The 20,176-nt window shown below is 46.6% G+C and carries 21 protein-coding genes; 11 read left to right on the top strand and 10 right to left on the bottom strand.

All coding sequences use genetic code 11. The annotated features are described in order from the left end of the window. Positions 1-35: 35 nt before the first annotated feature. Entirely contained in the window at positions 36-800 is a 765-nt protein-coding gene (locus CRN96_RS06640) for a pirin family protein (RefSeq protein ID WP_097040424.1), read from the bottom strand. Between the two features lie 218 nt (positions 801-1,018). Between CRN96_RS06640 and CRN96_RS06635 the strand changes: the two genes are divergently transcribed. After that, a complete protein-coding gene (locus CRN96_RS06635) occupies positions 1,019-1,939 on the top strand; it encodes a zinc-binding dehydrogenase (RefSeq protein WP_245844575.1) in 921 nt (306 codons plus the stop codon). 212 nt (positions 1,940-2,151) lie between these two features. On the opposite strand, the gene srtB is transcribed toward CRN96_RS06635, so the two are convergent. Continuing rightward, positions 2,152-2,973, bottom strand: coding sequence for a class B sortase (srtB, locus tag CRN96_RS06630; protein WP_097040422.1), 822 nt, complete (start codon positions 2,971-2,973; stop codon positions 2,152-2,154). 125 nt (positions 2,974-3,098) lie between these two features. On the opposite strand from srtB, the gene CRN96_RS06625 reads away from it, so the two are divergent. After that, positions 3,099-3,758, top strand: a complete 660-nt coding sequence (locus tag CRN96_RS06625) for a fasciclin domain-containing protein (protein ID WP_143544297.1) — start codon at positions 3,099-3,101, stop codon at positions 3,756-3,758. Between the two features lie 23 nt (positions 3,759-3,781). Here the strand turns inward: CRN96_RS06625 and CRN96_RS13150 are convergent, their stop codons facing one another. Beyond that, a complete protein-coding gene (locus CRN96_RS13150; RefSeq protein ID WP_143544296.1) occupies positions 3,782-3,988 on the bottom strand; it encodes a hypothetical protein in 207 nt (68 codons plus the stop codon). Between the two features lie 163 nt (positions 3,989-4,151). Here CRN96_RS13150 and CRN96_RS06620 point away from each other — a divergent pair, with 163 nt between their 5' ends. From CRN96_RS06620 to CRN96_RS06605, 4 genes are all read left to right on the top strand, one after another. Beyond that, positions 4,152-5,057, top strand: a complete 906-nt coding sequence (locus tag CRN96_RS06620) for a formylglycine-generating enzyme family protein (RefSeq protein ID WP_097041016.1) — start codon at positions 4,152-4,154, stop codon at positions 5,055-5,057. Between the two features lie 42 nt (positions 5,058-5,099). Next, a complete protein-coding gene (locus tag CRN96_RS06615) occupies positions 5,100-7,421 on the top strand; it encodes an arylsulfatase (protein WP_245844574.1) in 2,322 nt (773 codons plus the stop codon). A gap of 175 nt (positions 7,422-7,596) precedes the next feature. Further along, on the top strand, positions 7,597-8,220 hold the full coding sequence (locus CRN96_RS06610; RefSeq protein WP_097040420.1) for an NAD(P)H-binding protein: 624 nt from the start codon (positions 7,597-7,599) through the stop codon (positions 8,218-8,220). A gap of 30 nt (positions 8,221-8,250) precedes the next feature. Beyond that, positions 8,251-9,855 (top strand): FMN-binding glutamate synthase family protein, encoded by a 1,605-nt coding sequence (locus CRN96_RS06605; RefSeq protein WP_097040418.1) that lies wholly within the window; start codon positions 8,251-8,253, stop codon positions 9,853-9,855. Positions 9,856-9,930: 75 nt separating this feature from the next. Here the strand turns inward: CRN96_RS06605 and CRN96_RS06600 are convergent, their stop codons facing one another. After that, positions 9,931-10,494 carry a TetR/AcrR family transcriptional regulator gene (locus CRN96_RS06600; RefSeq protein ID WP_097040415.1) on the bottom strand — a complete coding sequence of 188 codons (564 nt, stop codon included), beginning with the start codon at positions 10,492-10,494 and terminating at the stop codon, positions 9,931-9,933. 139 nt (positions 10,495-10,633) lie between these two features. Here CRN96_RS06600 and CRN96_RS06595 point away from each other — a divergent pair, with 139 nt between their 5' ends. The 3 genes from CRN96_RS06595 (at position 10,634) to CRN96_RS06585 (ending at position 12,126) form a co-directional block, all read left to right on the top strand. Beyond that, on the top strand, positions 10,634-11,392 hold the full coding sequence (locus CRN96_RS06595) for an SDR family oxidoreductase (protein ID WP_097041012.1): 759 nt from the start codon (positions 10,634-10,636) through the stop codon (positions 11,390-11,392). A gap of 238 nt (positions 11,393-11,630) precedes the next feature. Beyond that, positions 11,631-11,855 carry a type II toxin-antitoxin system RelB family antitoxin gene (relB, locus tag CRN96_RS06590; protein WP_097040413.1) on the top strand — a complete coding sequence of 75 codons (225 nt, stop codon included), beginning with the start codon at positions 11,631-11,633 and terminating at the stop codon, positions 11,853-11,855. A gap of 1 nt (position 11,856) precedes the next feature. Next, positions 11,857-12,126: a type II toxin-antitoxin system RelE family toxin gene (locus tag CRN96_RS06585; protein ID WP_097040411.1), complete on the top strand. Its 270-nt coding sequence runs from the start codon at positions 11,857-11,859 to the stop codon at positions 12,124-12,126. A gap of 155 nt (positions 12,127-12,281) precedes the next feature. Here the strand turns inward: CRN96_RS06585 and CRN96_RS06580 are convergent, their stop codons facing one another. The 3 genes from CRN96_RS06580 to CRN96_RS06570 all read right to left on the bottom strand — a co-directional run bounded on the left by CRN96_RS06580 (position 12,282) and on the right by CRN96_RS06570 (position 14,612). Next, positions 12,282-12,902, bottom strand: coding sequence for an NAD(P)-dependent oxidoreductase (locus CRN96_RS06580; protein ID WP_097040409.1), 621 nt, complete (start codon positions 12,900-12,902; stop codon positions 12,282-12,284). Positions 12,903-13,083: 181 nt separating this feature from the next. Continuing rightward, the gene (locus CRN96_RS06575) at positions 13,084-14,085 is read right to left on the bottom strand and encodes an LLM class flavin-dependent oxidoreductase (RefSeq protein WP_097040408.1); all 1,002 of its coding nucleotides are present in this window, start codon (positions 14,083-14,085) and stop codon (positions 13,084-13,086) included. Positions 14,086-14,201: 116 nt separating this feature from the next. Continuing rightward, positions 14,202-14,612: an Lrp/AsnC family transcriptional regulator gene (locus CRN96_RS06570; RefSeq protein WP_097040406.1), complete on the bottom strand. Its 411-nt coding sequence runs from the start codon at positions 14,610-14,612 to the stop codon at positions 14,202-14,204. A 219-nt stretch (positions 14,613-14,831) separates the two neighbouring features. Between CRN96_RS06570 and CRN96_RS06565 the strand changes: the two genes are divergently transcribed. Next, on the top strand, positions 14,832-15,941 hold the full coding sequence (locus CRN96_RS06565; RefSeq protein WP_097040404.1) for a Gfo/Idh/MocA family protein: 1,110 nt from the start codon (positions 14,832-14,834) through the stop codon (positions 15,939-15,941). Positions 15,942-16,094: 153 nt separating this feature from the next. Here CRN96_RS06565 and CRN96_RS06560 read toward each other — a convergent pair whose 3' ends face one another. Then, on the bottom strand, positions 16,095-16,796 hold the full coding sequence (locus CRN96_RS06560) for a TVP38/TMEM64 family protein (protein WP_097040402.1): 702 nt from the start codon (positions 16,794-16,796) through the stop codon (positions 16,095-16,097). Positions 16,797-17,190: 394 nt separating this feature from the next. Next, entirely contained in the window at positions 17,191-17,748 is a 558-nt protein-coding gene (locus tag CRN96_RS06555) for a TetR/AcrR family transcriptional regulator (RefSeq protein ID WP_097040401.1), read from the bottom strand. A 174-nt stretch (positions 17,749-17,922) separates the two neighbouring features. Here CRN96_RS06555 and CRN96_RS06550 point away from each other — a divergent pair, with 174 nt between their 5' ends. Then, positions 17,923-19,614, top strand: coding sequence for an FAD-dependent oxidoreductase (locus tag CRN96_RS06550; RefSeq protein WP_097040399.1), 1,692 nt, complete (start codon positions 17,923-17,925; stop codon positions 19,612-19,614). A gap of 473 nt (positions 19,615-20,087) precedes the next feature. Here the strand turns inward: CRN96_RS06550 and CRN96_RS13490 are convergent, their stop codons facing one another. Then, positions 20,088-20,159 (bottom strand): ATP-binding protein, encoded by a 72-nt coding sequence (locus CRN96_RS13490; RefSeq protein ID WP_425442529.1) that lies wholly within the window; start codon positions 20,157-20,159, stop codon positions 20,088-20,090. Positions 20,160-20,176 lie beyond the last annotated feature (17 nt).

Here is a 20,176-nt window from a genome sequence, read left to right as displayed (position 1 = left end):
TGCACTCCTTGGATTTTTTGATAGGCAGTATGTCTCTATTGCTTATATCTTTTCATATTATTCCTCTTATGGCCACTGAAATTGCCTTTCAATGTCATCGGCGCATCCAGGTCGACGAGGAACAGCACAAGCGTCGAGTCTTCCCTCAGTTTGACGGATGTCAATTCTTCACGGCTGCCGGTGACCGCATCACCTTTATTAAGCACTTCCCCCGGAATTTCTATACTGCCGTCCATGACGTAAAGCCATGGTGTCATGGCTTCTTCCCGGGGCAGGGTGAGTTCATCACCCGCCTTCCCATGTACATCGAACACCGCTACTTCATTCCTGATGCGCATCGGCGGATTCATGAAGGAAGGTCCCGCAATCAGATTCCACTCAGAATCTTCCCTGATTTCACGCTCCCAAAACTGCACATCCGGTTCGAGATCCTCCTTTTCCGGACGGATCAGTATCTGCAGCATTTCATTGCCCGCGTCCGGTGTGGATTCCTCATGATAAAACTCACGGCCGGCGTTCATCACCATCAGCCTCTCCGGTGTCAGCACCACTTCATTATCGTCGGTGTCCCGATGGTGCATTTCACCTTTATAAATATAGCTCAGTATTTCATCGTTATGATGCAGGTGCATCTTTATGAGATAATCCTGCGACAGATGGACATGATCGATCCGGCTCAAAGGGCCGAAGGCATAGTCTTCACGGTCGAAATCCTGAAATATTAAACCCGGCCGCTTCGTGTGCACCTGGAAATCTTCATCGCCGTAGCGGAAGTACTGATTATTTCTCAATATATGCATAATACCCTCCCTTAAATAATCCCTCTGATGATTTCTAAATTACAGGTTTAGTACGTTATTCCCTTTTCCCGGGCAATCAAGCCCTCATGCCGCCTGTATGTTTTAAAAAACACATTGAGGGAATCATTAAAATGTTGAGGATTATAAAAATCATCATCAGAAAGGGAGTGTTCAAAATTAAAGGTTGGCAATTTACTAAAACGCACGAACCACTCGAAATGGTTGAAAAGGAAACGCCAAAAGCGGAGAAGGATCATGTCGTCATAAAGACAGGCGCCGTAGGCTTATGCCACTCCGACGTCGGTACGATGGAGGACGAAGGCTGGATGGCTTTAATGAATGCCCCGGTCATCATGGGTCATGAGAACGCAGGCACCATCATCGAAGTCGGTGAAGGTGTGACGGACTTCAAGGAAGGCGACCGTGTAGCCATATGTCCGACCGGGCCGTCAGGTCTCGCACCGGGCTATGCCTACGACGGCGGCTTCGGTACGCATATCCATGCGCCTGCATCCGATCTCGTTCCGGTACCGGATGAATTATCCATCGAACAGGCTGCTTCGGCGACGGACGCGGGGATGACGTCCTACCATGCACTGTTCACAAGAGGTAAAGCCGAAAAAGGCATGAAGATTGCGTTGATCGGCATCGGCGGCCTGGGTCAGTTCGCACTGCAGGCAGCAGTCGCCCAGGGCATTGAGGACATCTATGCAGTCGATACTTCCGAAAGGGCCCAGGAGCTGGCTAAGAAAATTGGTGCCAAAGAAGTCGTATCCGATATTTCGGAACTCGCCGATAAAGAGTTGGACCTTGTAGTGGACTATGCCGGATTTGACGTCACGACTTCAAAAGCCCTCGAGACAGTGAGACCCGGAGGCACGGTTGTGCTGGTCGGCATGGGTAAACTGCAGACGACGATCAATGTGACGGACTTCATCGTCAATAAAAAACAGCTTCTGGCATCAGTCGGCGGAAACAAGGAAGACATCGCAGCAATCTATGACCTGATGGCTTCAGGAGATTTATCACCGACACTGTCGGAGATCACGCCGGAAGAGATTCCCGAAGGCATCGAAAGACTCGCGCGCGGCGAAGTCCAAGGCAGACTCGTCGCCACCTACAATGATGATGAAAAATAAATATTTATAAAAAAAGCTTCCTTCGGGAAACTTTTTTATTTCTTTGACCTGTAATTCCGAGGAAGCACTGGCCTTGTCAATTACAGCGTGGAATATGGATTTGATGAGGACTACCACTTATATAACTGGGGTTTTTCAGAATAATATAAAGACCGGGGATATGATATAAAACTCGTATCCCCGGTCTTATTTACTGCAGCTGGATATGCATTTCATCCGATGACTTCAACAGCATGGATATATAACCTGCCGTCGTTGTGGGTGTAATTACATGAAATGAGCGTCAGTAATTTCGCATCCTCTTCAATATCCACACTGGATTCATATAATGATTCCCCTTGCAAAAATTCCCCGTATTCCTTCGTTCCGTCATTTTTAAAAGGTTCATTGATATATTGTAGGTCTGCAGGGCCGATATGGACGGAGATGATCTCATACTCCCGCTTTTTATATAGATCCTGTATTTCGATGACCTTATTCTCTTCATAAAATGACTGTGTCAAATATTTTTCAAAATCCGCAAACATATGCCCCGTGTCGGTATGGTGCCCGTAGATGAGCGTGTGGTCGTCGTGCCCATTGCCAAGGTTTCTGTAATCCATGAATATTGCACCGTAAGAATCCGGTTCGTTATAGAAGTTATTGTCCAGATAATAGGAATTGTCCCGGCCTTTGACGATAGGGTGATCGATATTTGTACCGTCCACATTGATCCATCCCGTGAAATCCGGATTCATTGCCAGGTATTCAGAAAAAGGGTTCGGAGTGAATTCATAATTAACCCGCTCATCGGCCGGCTGACCACGGGACAAATTTATGTTTCCCCCTTTGACGGTATTCATGATTTTCGAATGGAATATATGAAGGGGCATATTCATTTCGGAGGCCTCTGTGGGCGCTTCCGGTTCATTGCTGATTGAAGCTATATCCGGGACTTCCCGCGGCTCCGGAGGATTGAAATGGTCATATAAAATATAACCAGATTGGAAGACGAGAAGGGCACCCAGCGTTAATAACATGAATTTCCTTTTCATCAATACGGCCCCCCGACTTTTATGAATCGACTTTAAAATAGGTGTTTTTCCACTTTCATGGTAATATTGAAATGTAAAATGTATATTTACATTTTACCATAGTATTTACCGAAGGAGGTAATGGAATGGTTAAAGCGACAAAGGGATTTTTCATCGTTTTGGCGGCCATGATGGTTTCACTTTCGTTTGCATCGGTGATCTCAGCAGATGAACACGGGGAAGAGCCGGGCACAATCGTGGACATTGCAGCAGGTAACGAAGACTTCAGCATCCTGGTGGCAGCACTTCAGAAAGCGGAACTTGTGGAAACACTGCAGGGCGAAGGTCCGTATACGGTGTTTGCACCGACCAACGAGGCATTTGCACAATTATTAAGCGATCTTGACATCACTCAGGAAGAACTGCTGGCCCAGCCGGATTTGGCGAATGTGTTATTGTACCATGTCGTTGAAGGCGGAGTTTTCGCCGGTGACCTGGAAGATGGCATGGAAGCACCGACGGTGAACGGTGAGACATTGATGTTCGACCTCAGCGACGGGGCGATGGTCAACGACTCCAATATCGTCGATACAGATATTGAAGCATCCAACGGTGTGATCCATGTGGTGGATTCAGTCTTGGTGCCGTCCAATTTCACGCTTCAGGATGTACAGATGGATGAATCAGAAGTGCCGGATACAGGCGTACAGACCAACAACATGATGATTATCGGGGTATTTATGACTGCGATTGCATTTTTCTATGTATTCTTCAGAAAAGAAGTACGTACAGAAAAGAATAAGTAGTTTTAAATCAGGATAATGGACTTCTACATTGTAGACCTCATGTAAATTTTCATTATCTTTTTTGTGCCTGAAATTCGGGCAACACCTTTTAAACTCTGTTTTTTACTGCCTTCTCCCCACTTGCTGCGGGTATACTCTTCTCCTTCATTTTTATTACCTCTTCCCAAAAACTCTATTAAAACTACTAATACATATACATATTTAGTACTGAAAGTACGTAGATATGCCATCTGATGATGAGTATCATTTATTTGAATTGTCTGAAATTGATAACGCTTTCAATTTACAGATTATACAGATTTATCGAGTTGAAAATGAAGGGAAGTGGAACCGATAGAGCGATCAGCCTGCTGCAGTGTGAACAGAAAAGATGTTTCGGGTGCCAAAGGTACGATGACACAGACACCCGTGAAGGAAATAAAGCCCGCTTCACAAAGAACAAAAAATGAAGATCAGATCTACCTCCCCGGAGGGAGCTTCTTCATGGGCACCAATGGCAGGGAGGGTTATCCGCAGGACGGGGAAGGGCCTTCAAGGAAGATTGAAGTCAGCCCGTTTTATATGGATGTACATACCGTCACCAACCGGGAGTTTCAGGAGTTTGTCGAGGATACGGGTTATGTGACGGAGGCGGAGGCATTCGGATGGTCCTTCGTCTTTTATCAGTTCGTCAGTGAACGGACGAAGAGGAAGATCAAAAGGATGGTCCAGCAGACGCCGTGGTGGCTCGTCGTCCAGGGGGCGTACTGGAAACATCCGGAAGGGCCGGATTCCAATATCGAAAACAGGATGGACCACCCGGTCGTGCACATCTCCTGGAACGATGCCAATGCCTATGCAAAATGGGCCGGGAAAAGGCTGCCGACGGAAGCGGAATGGGAATTCGCAGCCCGCGGCGGGCTCGAGCGCAAAAAATTTCCGTGGGGCGATGAACTCACGCCTGACGGCGAACATTTATGCAATATATGGCAGGGGGAATTCCCGAAACACAATACGGCTGAAGACGGCTATAAGGGGACCGCGCCTGCCGTCTCGTTCCCTCCCAACGGCTACGGCCTGTACAACACTACAGGCAATGTCTGGGAGTGGTGCTCGGACCGGTTTTCCAAAAGCGTGCATAAAAGGGGAGGAAGAAAAGACCCGCAAGGCCCGAAATCCGGGGAATTCCGTGTGATGAAGGGGGGATCATACCTTTGCCATGAGTCCTACTGCAACCGCTACAGGGTGGCAGCAAGGTCACAGAACACGCCTGACAGCGCCTCGGGGAACATAGGATTCCGTTGTGTGTCAGATGTTTAGGAAAACTTTCAGAGTGCCATCATAAAACAGGGGGAAATACATTTGAACGTTAAAAGAGAAGACAAACCTTGGAAAAAGTATGTCGGTAAGTTCGCAAAACTCAGCACACTCGCACTTTCAGCCGCTCTGCTGCTCGGAGGGGAAACCGCAGGCGCTGCCGGAGGCGGCGGTGCCGGCCATCAGGATATGGAAGGCACCGAAGACAAGACGAATGTCATGTACATCATCCTTGATGATGCAGGGTTTTCGGACCTCGGGAGTTTCGGCTCCGAGATCGATACAGAGAACATCGATGCGATTGCCGAGAACGGATTGAAATACAACAACTTCCATACATCGCCGGTCTGTTCACCCACCCGCGCTTCGTTATTGACCGGAAGGAACAACCATGCTGTCGGGATGGGCAATGTGGCGAACTTCGACTTCGGTGAAGGCCAGCCGAACAGCCGGGCCAAAATACCTGAAGAAGCAGGCTTCGTCACTGAAGTGCTCGGTGAGAACGGCTACACCAACTTCGGCCTCGGCAAGTGGCACATCACACCGACCGTTGAACTCTCACCGGCCGGCCCGTATGACAGATGGCCGCTCGGCAGGGGCTTCCACAGGTACTACGGGAACCTCGAAGATTCTTCAGACCAGTACCGTCCGGAACTGTTCAGGGACAACAGCCCGGTGCCTGTGCCCGATGTGGAGGACTATCATTATTCAGAAGACATCGTGGAAAACGGCATCCAGTACATAACCGACCATGCCTCACTGCGTCCTGATGATCCATTCTTCATGTACCTCGGTTTCGGCGCGCAGCATATGCCGCACCAGGTGCCGGAAGAGTATATCGAGATGTACGAAGGTGAATACGATGAAGGCTGGGATGTCATCAGGGAAGAAAGATTTGAAAGGCAGAAAGAACTGGGCGTGATCCCTGAAGACGCAGAACTGGCACCCCGCGCAGAGGGCATCGCTGCATGGGATGAACTGAATGAGGAACAACAGGAATTATACGCAAGATTCATGGAGACTTACGCAGGATTCCTGACCCACACCGATGAACAGATCGGGAAGCTGGTGGATCATCTGGAGGATATGGGTGAACTGGACAACACACTCATCATGCTGATTTCCGATAACGGCGCAAGCTTCTCAGGCGGGGAACAGGGCACGATGAACCAGGCCATGGCCTACAACAAAGTGCTCCAGGATTTCGACCATATGTATGAAAATATGGATGAAATCGGCGGCGAGCGGGGCGGCAGTGACTACCCTGCCGGCTGGGCCCAGGTCAGCAATACACCATTCGAGGAATTCAAAGGCACCACCCACGCCGGAGGCATACGACTGCCTTTGATCGTCCACTGGCCTGAAGGCATCGAATCAAAGGGCGAAGTCAGAGATCAGTTCACACATGTCAGCGACCTGACTGCGACCGTGTATGACGTCCTCGGCATCGAGCCGCCGGCCCATATGAACGATACCGAACAGATGGAGATCACGGGCGTCAGCTTCAGTGCAAGCTTCGATGATCCTGAGGCATTCACAGGAAAAGACACCCAGTACTTTGAACACAGCGGCCACAGGACGATCTATCATGACGGCTGGAAAGCGGTATCCGTCCATGAGCCAGGAACGGACTTTTCAGAAGATGAGTGGAAGCTCTTTGACCAGACCAGTGATTTCTCAGAGCTCAACGACCTTTCGGATGAGTATCCGGAAGTGTTGAATAATCTGATTGATATATGGCATGTCGAGGCGGAGAAGAACGGTGCCTTGCCGCTCTCCGAAAACTTCCTGGACGGACTCGGGAATTTACCGGCAGATAACCTGCGGGCGAGGGAATCCTTTACATTCTATCCGGGCATGTCACATTTGAGCGAATCCGCTTCACCTCTCACTCTGGACCGTAATTATGAAATCACGATCCCGATTGAACTGGATGAAGGTGATGAAGGCGTGCTGCTTGCGCTCGGGAACAGGAACAGCGGCTACACGTTCTATATCAAAGACGGCGAGCTGCATTATGAATACAATAACGGCGCAGAACGCTACACCATTTCATCCGTCATCGAAGCAGGGGCAAATGAAATCAGGTACAATTTCCAAAACACCGGCGACAACCAGGGTACAGGCACGTTGTATATAAATGATGAACCTGCCGGGGAAGCTGATGTCGAGACACTGCCGTTCAAGATTGCATTTGAAGGGCTCGATGTCGGCAGGGATCTACTGTATCCGGTCAGCCCGGCTTATGAAGATGAAGGAGATTTCGAGTTTACAGGCGAAATTGAGCATGTGCATTATCAATTCGAAGAACCTGAATACATCATCTCAGAAGAAGTGGTTACAGAAGGCATCCCGATACAGGAATAAACAGCACCACCGGCAAAGCATCCCCATCCTCGAGTCATGTTCACTCGAGGGTGGGGTTTTTTTCTTCTAAAACCATCCTATTTTGAAGTGTCCCCGATTCTTCAATAAGAGGGTTACGGCAGGGCCGGAGGGGGAAGTAGAAAGTATAAATATACAACCGGAAAGAAGGGGTCGGATGAAGGTGTTCCTGTTTGGCGGCAGTGAGGAGTTGGGTGAGTATGTTTTAAAGCAGTTGGCGGAAAGAGGGCATGAAACTGTGACCGTTGCGGAGAATACAAACAGGGCGGAGGAGCTGAAGATGTTCGGCGCGGCGCATGTGATGCTTGCCGATGATGAGGATTTCACCAAAGCGATTGCGGATGCCGAGGCCATCATTTATATCGGGGCGGCGACTTTCGGTGCGGGCGGGGAGCAGGATGCGCTGGTGGACCACGAAGCGGTGATCGAGTCGCTTGAAGAGGCGGAGCGGCAGAACATTGGACGCATCGTCTATTTGAGCCCGGTCCGTATAGATGAGTCTGAAGCGTCAAAAGAGACGGGGGCCAAGGAGAAACCTGAGGAATGGATCGAGAACAGCCGGTTCGACTATACCGTCATACGGACGGTGAAGGCCGTGAGTAAACCGGGGAAAGTCACGATTGAAGCGGCGGAGAAGGTCAAACCGGATAGTGATGAAATGCCGTATGAAGATATGGCCGGCACGATTGTGGAAACACTTGAGAATGAGAATACATTCAGAAAGACATTCGAAATGACTGCAGGTGACACCCCGATAAAAGAAGCTTTGGACGCTTTGTGAAATATAAATGAAAATGGAAGGATGAACTTTATGGGGAAAATAAGGACAATCACAAAATATCTGCCGTCCGCTATCATGACCACTTCAATAGCGACGCCGCTCATATATATGGCATACATGTATCAAAAAGACGACCGCCAGCAGCAGCATGCGATCTTACGGAACTTCCCGCTGCTCGGGCGGGTGCGGTATATATCGGAGCATGTCGGTCCGGAACTCAGACAGTATCTGTTCGCAGAGGACAACGAGGGGGAGCCGTTTTCGAGGCTGCAGTTCCAAAACGTTGTGAAAGCCGGGAAATACAACGAACGGCTCGTTGGTTTCGGTTCAGACCGGAATTTCGAGGAAGAGGGGTATTTCATACGGAACACGCTGTTCCCGAAACTCCTGACTGAAATGCGTATAGATAATACGGAGAAGACGAATACTTACAAATACGTTGTGGACAATGAAGGTCTGTTCTCCCGGAAGGAGCACCGCGAAGAAGCGCAGGTCGACCCGTATTTCCTCCGGGATGAGGATGCGATCGTCCTCGGGGAGAAAACTTGCCGGCAGCCGTTCCGTCTCAAAGGCCAGGTCGGCATGTCCGGGATGAGTTACGGCGCTCTTGGTGAACGGGCGATCACCGCATTGTCGAGGGGGCTTGCGATCGCGGGCGGTACATGGATGAACACCGGGGAAGGCGGGATATCCGATCATCATCTGGCCGGCAACGCCGATTTGATGATGCAGATCGGTCCTGGCCTGTTCGGCGTCCGTACACCCGCCGGTGAATTTTCATGGGAAGCATTCAGGGAGAAAGCTGCAATGAAGCAGGTGAAGGCGTTTGAAATCAAGCTCGCCCAGGGCGCGAAGACCCGTGGCGGCCACCTTGAAGGACAGAAGGTCACTGAGGAAATTGCGAGGATCCGGCTGATTGAATCCGGCAAGACGGTGAACAGTCCGAACCGCTTCGAAGAATATGATTCCTTCCCGAAACTGTTCGACTTCATCGAAGAACTCCGCGAAGTCGGCGGTAAACCTGTGGGCATGAAGATTGTGGTCGGTGATATTGAGAGCCTTGAAGAGATGGTGCAGATCATGAAGGAATCCAACAAGGGTCCTGACTTCATCACGATTGACGGGGGCGAAGGCGGGACAGGGGCGACCTATCAGGAGCTTGCGGATTCCGTCGGCCTGCCGATCATGACCGCCCTGCCCATCGTCGATGAACTGCTCCGCGAGTACGGCATCAGGGACCGCGTCAAACTGATCGCATCCGGCAAATTGATCACCCCGGATAAGGCAGCCATCGCAATTGCGATGGGCGCAGACCTGATCCATATCGCACGCGGCTTCATGATCAGCGTCGGCTGCATCATGGCCGAAGTATGCCACACAAATACATGCCCGGTCGGTGTCGCGACGACCGACCAGAAACTCCAGACCGGCCTGATTGTGGATGAAAAACTCTACCGGGTCACAAACTACGTCACCTCACTCCGTGCCGGCCTGTTCAATGTGGCCGCTGCCGCCGGGGTGGATTCGCCGACGAAACTCGAACGTAAGCATATACTTTATAAGGACAACCAGGGCCGCATCTCAGGAGTGGAAAATATGCTTGAGAAGCTCAAGCGGCCGGTGGAAGACGAATAAAAATCAGCGACACAGGCTCCGGCAACCTTTAGGTTATCGGGGCTTTTTATTTACATCGGCATCACATTAGATTGATCATTTCGTCTTCATATTCACAAATTGGACGAGCTGCTCATTCATATAATCGGCACTGTAGGAAAAACCGTTCTTATACCAGTAAATGATCATCCCGATGATCGCGTTCGCATGATACGAGGCATACATCTGATGGTTGATCTCTTCTTCCAGCTTTATCTCCATATCCTGCTGGAACAGTTTTTCTATTTCCTCAAATAACAGATAGTAATAACTCAGCGGCACTTTTTCGGACAGAATGATCTCATAGAACATCTTGAAATTCTCAATATGATGGAAGATGCGGACCGTCGAGGGGTCCAGCTCACTCGCCCTTAAAACCGAAACTTTACGGTAAGGCTCCTTGTATGACTCAGCCAGATCCAAAGTGATCTCCTTGAAATATTCCCCGAATACATCTTCGACCTGCCTGTAGTGGAGGTAGAATGTGCCCCGGTTGATCCTCGCTCTTTTACAAATCTCTGTCACCGTGATCTCATCCAGGCTCTTCTCATTCAATATTTCCAATAAAGTCCGGTGCAATGCATCCTTGGTTTTTATGACGCGCAAATCATTTTTCGACATTTTTTTCACCTCTTATTGAACAGGTATTCCGTTTCCGTTTATTAATGAACAGATCGCATTTTTTTGATTATTGAAAGCGGTTTATACATTCATTATGATGGATAATGAACACTTGTACAATATCAAGGAGGATGAAAAAGTGAGACTAAAAGACAAAGTCGCAATCGTCACAGGCGCTGCATCCGGCATGGGCAAATCAATCGCAGAAGCTTACGCAAGGGAAGGCGCCAAAGTCGTCGTTTCCGATATGAATATTGAGGGTGCACAGGCAGTGGCGGAGGACCTTAAAGCAAATGGTGCCGAAGCGGTTGCCGTGAAGACGAATGTGACCTCCGAAGAAGAAGTGGAACAGCTATTCGAAGAAACGAAGCATAACTTCGGCAGATTGGATATACTGGTGAACAATGCAGGCATCATGGATGGTATGGAACCTGTCGGGGAGATTTCCGATGAAAGATGGGAGACGCTGTTTGCGGTGAATACGACTGCAGTCATGAAATCCATGCGGATGGCCGTGAACCTCTTCTTAGAACAGGGCTCCGGCACGATCGTCAACAACATTTCAGCCGGCGGACTGTACGGCGCACGCGCAGGCGCCGCCTACACAGCTTCGAAGCATGCTGTTGTCGGTTTGACGAAGAACACCGCCTTCATGTATGCAGATCAGAACATCCGCTGCAACGGCATTGCACCGGGCGCGGTTAAAACCAATATCAGTTCGAGCATGAAGAATGTCAGTGAAGCCGGCGCTGCCCGTCAGGGACTGGGGCTGGCAATCAACCCGCGCATCGGCGAACCGGAAGAAATTGCAGAAGCCGCCGTATTCCTCGGTTCGGATGAGGCGAGTTTCGTAAATGGTCAGGTCCTCGCCGTCGATGGCGGCTGGACTGCGTATTGATCAGTAACAACCCCGCAACTCAATATCCTCATTGGTGGTACAGCCGTTATATTTGGCTGTACCACTTTTTTAATGATTTCTCCTGCAAGAAGTATTATGAATCGTTTAGATCAACTTATAAACATTGACATTGAACATACCATTAGTAACAGTAATATTATGCCACGTTAGTTTCTTATTACTTATTTTTGTGATACAATGTATTACACAGAGTAAAGTAGTGGGAGGATGATTGGTGATGAGTACAATTACTGTCCGTTTAAACGAAAAGGAGCAAAAGATTTTTGAAGAATATGCAAAATTATATGACATGCCTTTGTCGACTCTTTTAAAACAGGCACTGGAAGAAAAGATAGAAGATGAGTTGGATTTTGATGCCATAAAATTATACGAAGAAGATATTAAAAATGATGATGTAGTAGTCTATGAGCATGACGAAGTGAAAAAGATGCTGGATTTATAATATGAAATATCGTGTGGTATATGAGAAAAGAGCTATTAAGAGTTTAGCGAAAATCGACAAAGGGCAGCAACGTATGATTATTTCATGGATTGAGAAGAACCTCCAAAATTCAAACAACCCGAAGCACAATGGAAAAGCATTAAAAGGGCAGCTCAAGGAGTACTGGCGTTACCGTGTCGGGAATTATAGAATTTTAGCAGAAATCAACGAGAACGAAGTTAAAATCGTCATCATAAATATTGGACACCGGAAAGATATTTATAAACTATAAATGAACTCTCAAAATTATTTAATTGATGCATGGCACGCATCTTAAAGATCATAAAAACACCGTATCGCATGGCGATACGGTGTTTTTGTCCGGGTTCCTAATTATTTAAACGTCGCGGTAATTGTAATTAATGAAGCACAATACTTAACAAAACATCAATAAGCGATACCGACGCGTGACTTCATGAATCTGTCATCTTCAATCTGCATGTATGCAAATTCCGCCGTATCGGGGACGGAGATCATTTTCCCGTCTTCAGGAAGAAAGTCCTTTTCCACCCGGTATTCACCCGTATATTCACCATCCGGCAGGTAAGTGGGGCAGACAATCGTCCAATCCAGTTCGGATTTTTCAAGCAGCTCGTAGACTTTGTGATGCTCCTTTGCCGCACGCGTGGTCCTCCTCTTTGATTCATTGGATTGGTAGCGTAATTTGCCGGGTTCGGTCCTGCTTTCCAGGATTCCTGCAGTCCCGATGGTGATGATCCTTTTACTCCCCGCTTCTTCCATTGTTTCAACAATAAAGGGCATGGTCTCAGAAAGCGTGGTCGTCCCGTCTGTCCCGAGTGCACTGATCACAACATCCATGCCCGCTGCCGCATTCTCTATAGCTGATTTATCCAGTGCATTGCCTTCCATCACCGTTAACTTGCTGCTTTCCACCTGGATTTTATCCGCATCCCTCACGAGGGCAGTCACCTGATGACCATCATCCAGTGCAGACTTCAGTATATGGCTGCCGGTACGGCCGGTCGCGCCTAAAATTAAAATATTCATTATAAGTAACCGCCTTTTTCAATTACTAGGATTAGGTTCATCATATCACTTTAAACTGCAGCTTTTCATTTGCCTTCTATATTGATGATGGGATAAACAGCGGATTGAGGAGAAAACAGTGAAATTGAATAATAAAAAGTCTTCAATCCTTTTCAAAGGACTAAAGACTTTTGTATTTCTGCTAGTGATTCAGGTCATCAGAAACTTCTTTCATGATTTCATAGGATCGAATTTCGCTGTCGGTGTCATAAATATTAGTGAGGGCAATGATTTCATCCGCCTGGAACATTTCCTGGAACTCCACCAATTCGCGCTTGATCCGGTCTTTGTCCCCCATAATGGTATAGCCGAGACGGTGACGGATGATGTTCAGTTCCGACGGTGATAATGTATCAATAAAATTCTCAACCGGCGGAATCAGCTTGCTCAAGTTATTCGTGTAAATATCAATGTATACCTGCAGCAGTGTCGATGAAATAAATTCAGCTTCTTCTGTTGAATCCGCGGCAACCACGTTAATGCATGCCATCACATATGGTTCTTTTAAATATTTGGACGGCTTGAAGTTTCTTCGGTAGATGCTCAGCGATTCGGCCATGGACGCCGGGGAAAACTGGGCGCCGAATGCATACGGCAGTCCGAGATTGGCAGCGATTGATGCAGAGGCGGACGAAGAACCGAGAATATATAAAGGCACATTTGTATCGCGGCCAGGATAGGCACGTACCTGCTCCTGCTCATCTTCATTACCGAGGTAACGTAAAATGTGGCCAACCTCTTTTTCAAATAAAAACACGCCATTATGATTTGAACGGCGGATGACATCCGCTGTCTGTGAATCTGTGCCCGGCGCACGCCCCAGTGCCAGATCCACCCGATCTGGATAGATGGTCTCAAGCGTTCCAAATTGTTCAGCCACAAGCAATGGAGAGTGGTTTGGCAGCATGATTCCGCCTGCACCGACACGGATGCTTTCTGTATTATTCAGTATATGCTGAACGATGTTCACGGTTGCCGAGCTCGCATAGGCATCGTGATTATGATGCTCTGCAAACCAGATGCGCTTATAACCTTGCTTTTCTGCAGCCTGCGCAAGATTCAGTGCATTGCTAATTCCCTGTTTCATCGTCTCACCCTGTCTTAAGGGTGCTACGGATAACATAGATAAATCATACTTTTTCATAAATTCCACCTCTGAATTATTCTGTATTTATAATGATAGAGATTTGAAGTGGAATATTACATAGAACAATTAAAGAGATTATAAGGTTTTAGTTTATTTTTTAAAGTGTACTAAAATTACTTGCCGATCACGATGGAAAGTTTGTAATTTGCGTATTTGTTTAAGTCCGTCAAAAATTGGTCCAACACTTCATTTGAGGGGAAACGTGACTCCAGTAAATAGCATCCCTCTCCGCTCACCTTATAGTTATTGATGACAAATTGAGGATATTCATTTAAAAATTCAAGATAGTTTTGATGAGTGATGCCGGGTATCATTATATTGATGAAAGCATGGACCGGGTAGCCGATCTTCATCTGATTCACTTCGATGCTGCAGCTTGTAATCACGCCGTTATCGAGAAGCTTCATGACACGTGCGGCAGCCGCAGCCCCGGTCAGATGCACCCTTTCCCCAAGTTCCTTCATGGAAATGCGGCTGTTCTCCGACAGTATATCCAGTATTTCCTGGTCTGTATGATCAATCATTTCATTTATTCCTTTCATGATTATATGTTTGGTACATTATATACGATTCAACCGTGTCAAAAAAGTATCTTACACATGCTTGACGTCGGTCCCGCTCCGGGAAATTTCATTATCAGTTGTTGTTGTGACCTGTTCCTAAGCAGAAACGTTTATGAGTCCAACGCACTTCTTTAAAATGAATGGTTGAGGATACAAACATAAAAAGCGAGGTAATTAGAGATGGAGAAGAAAATTGGGGTCGGCATAGTGGGTGCAAGCCCGTTGAACCCGGGGTGGGCCGTTGCAGCACATATTCCTGCACTACAGGCATTACCGGAGCATTATGAACTTAAAGCTGTCAGTACAAGCCGTCCCGAATCAGCAAAAGCAGCTGAAAAAGAATTCGGGGTGCCTGCTTATGATAACAACACAGATCTGATTAATCACCCCGAAGTTGATCTCGTAGTGGTGGCGATAAAATTACCAAATCACTATGAGGTCGTATCAGAAGCAATCGATGCCGGGAAAATGGTGTACTGCGAGTGGCCGCTCGGTAAAGGTCTCGAAGAATCTTTGGAGCTCGCAAAGCAGGCTGAAGAAGCAAATGTACGTACTGTAATTGGCCTGCAGGCACGTTTTAATCCAGTGTTCAAATATCTACGCGACTTAATCAATGATGGCTATATCGGTGAGTTGTCGGGTACGTCAATGGTAGGTTCCGGAATGGCCTGGGGAGATGTGATAGACCAGTCTAATGCCTATATATTGGATGATGATAATGGTGTGAATATGCTGTCAATCGCAATCATGCATACAGTGGATGCAATGATGTACATGCTGGGGGACATCAAGCATGTATCTGCTGAAACAGCCGTACGGATACCGGAGACTACCATACAGGAAACAGGCGAAACAGTAAATAAAACAACGCCTGACCAGGTCGCATTTTTCGGTACGCTGGAAAGTGGCGCAATGATGAGTGTTCACTACCATGGCGGCGTATCACGCGGCGAAAATTTACAGTGGACGATCAGGGGCAGCGAAGGAGAACTGGTTTTAACTTCAAATCACGGGCAGGCTCAAATGGCTGATAACCTGAAAGTGTATGGAGCAACAGGAGATGAAACCGAACTTCGGGAATTGAAAGTGCCGGAGGAATACTTTGAATCTTCTTCCCAAATACCTGAAGGCCATTATCATAACGTTGGACGGGTTTATCTGCAATTTGCGAAAGACCTTCGGGACGGCACCCATTTAGCTTCAGACTTTACAGATGCCATCAAAAACCATAAATTGCTGGACGCCATTGAAAAGGCTGATGCAGCAGGTGAAAAGCAGCCGGTCGAATAAATTCTGTAATTCATTTATTACCGGGGCTGTATGTTCAAATCCATCAAGAAGAGTCCATCCAAAATTGGGTGGACTCTTTTTAACTCTCTCAATTCCCATTTATAATGCTGCGATTTTTTTATTATCCACCGGGATGAAATACACGTCATTCATCTATTCCTCTGTCGCTTCTGCATCGTTTTTATCAGATTCCGTGCTGCGCCAGTAGCGGTAGGAGACCCACGTCAAAGCCAATACCGCGAGCCACGCGATGACTACCACTGCACCATTGAACACTGTGGGATTCACTACAAAAGCACCTAAAGCCACCAGGGAGATCTGGCCGGGGAGGGAGGCCAGGAAAGTCGCGGAGATGAATGTATACTGCCCTATCCCCAAGGCTCCGGCACCGTAATTCACCGGCCAGTAGGGCAGGGCGGGCATCAACCTCACGGTACACATCGCCCAGAAGCCTGCATTGCTGAGGTAATCCTCCACCAGTGAAGCATGGCGTCCCAGGAGCCGGAAGGTGAGGCGTTTACCCAGAGCACGAGCCAGCCAATAGCCGATCCAGGAGCCGATCACCACCCCGGTCAGGGAGAGCATCGTCCCGCCAATCACACCATAGAGGGAGCCCGCCACCACGGCAGTCACCGCTATGGGAATCGGGGTGACGGCAAGCGCTGTGATGATTCCAAGGAACACCAGCCACCCGGCCCAACCGTAGCTGAGTATGATCTCGCGCATTTCCTCCGGTGGCGGCGGGTTCATATTGAAGCTCACCCATAACAGCACAGCTACGATTACGACCAGGGTAGCCAGCGATACTATTGAATTTATGGAAAATATTTTATTGCTATCTTCGCCCGAACTCATAAATTTCCCTCTTTCGTCTTGGGTTTACATCATGTCTTGTATGCATTTAATTAATCATTTTCTTATTCTGAAGCTGATAGATAAAAAAGCAACTCTTTCGAGTTGCTCCTATTCTTAATTAATCTTCGTTGTATCTCAATGTAATATTATACCATGGCTGCAGGAGTTTTTAAATCTTCAATCATGGATGATGTTCCTTCCCACGGCGAGGGCACACCTCTCTACATTGCAGTCATTAAAATAATGTAACAGAAAATTAGTGAGAAATAAAAACATTTTAGTCTATAACTCAACACAAAGCCTTTGTGTCATAAATATATTATCGGTTACACAATAAAACCCTAGATATCGACATTCACAGGAGCTTCTTTATTTTATAGACAAAACTAAAATGCTAATAGACTCTGTATCTCTTCAATATGCTGAACAGGATATCATTCATCTCCTCAACAGAGTCTTGGAATCCGTTATGGCTCCACTCCATAATGACTCCCAATATTGCATTCGCCTGGTAAGACACCTCAAACTCATTTATTTCTTCTATACCGATTGCCTCCATTGAATTCCTTACGAGTTTTTTGATGCGGTCGTAAAACATAGCATAGTAAGTGAATCTTGAATTTTCACTGAAAACGATTTGATAAATTTCTTTATTTTCATAGATATGTTCAAAGATATAAATCATTTTAGGGTTCAATCGTTCATTTTTCATCAACCGGTGATCTGTCGTCCTTTTCATGGCGCTCTCTATCTCATCGAGTAGATCTTCGATAATTCCTTCAAAATATATTGTGATGTTTTCATAGTGAAGATAAAAAGTTTTCCTTGTGATCCCGGCTGTTCTGCACAGTTCCGAAACATTGATTTTGTCCAAGGTTTTTTCATCAAGTAATCGGATAAATGCGGTCCGTAAGTTCTTTTTTGTTTTTATCACCCGTAAATCCTCAGTCATTTATCCTGATTCTCCTAATAAATAATTTTATTGAATTTTCTAATAACTCTTTCTTATTACACACGTGTGTATTATAATTGGGTTGTATATAGTTGCACTTAATAATTAGCAGTTCACTTTCTCAGCCTACCATAGAATCATCAATAAATAATAACAAGATAAGGGGATGTTTTAATGAATTTGCAAGAAGAATACGATGTTGTTGTTGTAGGCAGTGGCGCAGGGGGCATCATATCAGCGATTACAGCTGCTAATCACGGACTGAAGACGATCATCGTCGAGAAGTCGGATGTATGGGGAGGTTCTTCAGCACTTTCCGGCGGCGGTTTATGGATTCCAAATAACCATGTATCCATCAAAGCCGGCCTGAAAGACAGTGAAGAAGAAGCGCTGACGTATATGCAGGAAGTCATCGAAGATGAAGGACCGGCTTCAACTTATGAACGGAAAGTTTCTTATGTACAGAACGGGAGTAAGATGGTCAAGTTTTTGGAGGAGTTGGGAATGGAGTGGGTTCCGGGCACTTTATATCCGGATTACTATCCGGAAAAACCCGGCGGCAAAATTGGACGGTCCATTGAAGGAAAAATTTTCAATGTCAATGAACTGGGTGAATACAAAAACACTTTAAGAACAGGGGAGATTGAAGCCCCTATCCCACTATATTCCGGTAAGGTTGCATCTTTGCCAAAAGCTTTCACAAATACAAAAGACTTCACCACAGTCGTCGGCATGTTCCTGACTGGATTCAAGCACAAATTGAAAAGGGAAAAGGCGATATCGATCGGCGCAGGCCTGGTCTCAAGGTTGATGAAGATCGCACTTGAACAAGGCGTCACTTTGAAGCTCTCTACACCAATAAAAGATCTTATCATTGAAAATGGCAGAGTGATTGGCATAGAGGCGGAACATGAGGGGCAGTCGACGTTCATTAAAAGTAAAGGCGTCATACTTGCAGGAGGCGGCTTTGAAAATAGTGAAGCGCTCCGTAAGAAATATCATGATGTCGGTACAGACTGGACTTCGGCAAGCCCGGGCAATACAGGGGATATGCTGCTGCTGGCACAAAAACACAATCTTGATACGGCGTTATTGGATGATGCCTGGTGGGGACCCTCCACGATCGATCAGAACGGCGCCAAAAAGTTCCTGGTCTATGAACGTTCCATGCCCCATTCAATGATTGTCGACCGTACCGGTTCAAGATATTTCAATGAGTCCGAATCTTATGTGGATGCGGGACATGCAATCCTTAAAAGGGAAGAAGAGAACGGCAAGGCGATCCACTCGTGGATGATCATGGAAAGCCGCCACCGGAATAAGTACCTGTTCGGTGATATGCTCCCAAGACGGACACCTAAGGAGGCAATTGAAAGCGGTTTCTTAATTAAAGCAGATACCATTGAGGAGCTCGCAGAAAAATGTGAAATTGATTTGGAAGGTTTAAAGACCACCATAAAAAGATTGAACGGCTTCGCAGAGAAGGGTGTCGATGAAGATTTTGGACGCGGCAATTCCGCCTATGATAATTATTATGGCGACCCGAGATATGATAACCCGAACCTCGGCGCCATCGAAAAAGGGCCGTTTTATGCCTGCAAAATCTTTCCTGGCGACCTTGGTACAAAGGGCGGCATCGTTGCAGATGAATATGGCCGGGCACTGAGTAATAATGAACCGGTGAAAGGATTGTACGCCACTGGTAACTGTTCAGCATCTGTAATGGGCCGAGTATATCCAGGCCCCGGCTCTACTCTGGGTCCAACCTCCGTCTTCGGTTATATATCAGCAAATCACATTAAAGAAAACCTGAGCGAATTGGCCGACGAAATTGCAGAGGAGAACATAGACATTGTTGCAAACTGAAGAGAACGCAACTCGTGTAATGCAGTAGGAGATAAAAATATATGATTTAAAGGAACCGTATCGTCACACGATACGGTTCCTTTATGTTGACTCTCGACATATTAAACTATACTGCGATTATTGAAAGGATAATGATGTCTTACATTTTTTTGAATTCCATTCGCAGTTACACATATTTAATATGTGGTCAGGGCTTACTCTGATCAATTAAGGATTTAAGAGAGAAAAACATGTCTACAAACTGTTTAACTGAAAATTTCAGTAAAACTATATACCAAATATTAAACGTTCGTAAACTATTTTTATATATTTAAGAACGTTTATTTTAATCTATTTCAAATGTTTTAAAGCTGTTCTTAAAAGTGTACTGTTATAAACGCTTTTATTAGTAGATGTCAAGGGCAACATAAAATTGTAGGTTAACGGCAATTTGAAATTGTAGGTTTTCGGCAATGCAATGTGTAGATGAAAGCTCAAGTGTGTTTCATCCGGTATGATTTACCTTTGATTTTAAAAATCTTTACATGGTGGACCATGCGGTCCAATATCGCTGCAGCCGTTT

The sequence above is a fragment of the Salinicoccus kekensis genome, from assembly GCF_900220995.1.
In the GTDB taxonomy this organism is placed as follows: domain Bacteria; phylum Bacillota; class Bacilli; order Staphylococcales; family Salinicoccaceae; genus Lacicoccus; species Lacicoccus kekensis.
Note: the sequence above shows the minus strand (reverse complement) of the source record. Positions and strands in the feature narration are given on the sequence as shown.